General features: G+C 70.4%; 1 protein-coding gene. It reads right to left on the bottom strand.

From position 1 onward, the window contains the following. On the bottom strand, positions 1-358 hold a 358-nt coding region (locus MXD61_RS05875; RefSeq protein WP_248811817.1), incomplete at both ends, for a KR domain-containing protein.

Genomic DNA, 358 nt, shown 5'->3' with positions numbered 1-358 from the left:
CGGCTCATGCGAGCCAGATCAGCCTGAGTCAGATGCCCGGTCATCGTGCTCGCCTCAGCCCAGTAACCCCAGGCCAGGGATACCGCGGCCTCACCGGCCGCCCGCCGCCTGGCGGCCAAAGCGTCGAGATAGCAGTTCGCCGCCGCGTAGTTTCCCTGCCCCGGAGTACCCAGCACCCCCGCGCCCGAGGAGAACACGACGAACGCCGCCAGCCCGAGCCCGCGCGTCAGCTCATCCAGATGCGTGGCCGCATCCGCCTTCGGACGCAACACCGTGTCCAACCGCCCCGGAGTCAGCCCGCCCAGAACCGCGTCATCCAGGACCCCGGCGGTGTGAATCACCCCGCTGAGCGGCACCG

The organism is Frankia sp. AgPm24, assembly GCF_023243055.1.
Lineage (GTDB): Bacteria > Actinomycetota > Actinomycetes > Frankiales > Frankiaceae > Frankia > Frankia umida.
The sequence above is the reverse complement of the archived record's forward strand: the minus strand, read 5'-3'. Positions and strand labels throughout refer to the sequence as shown.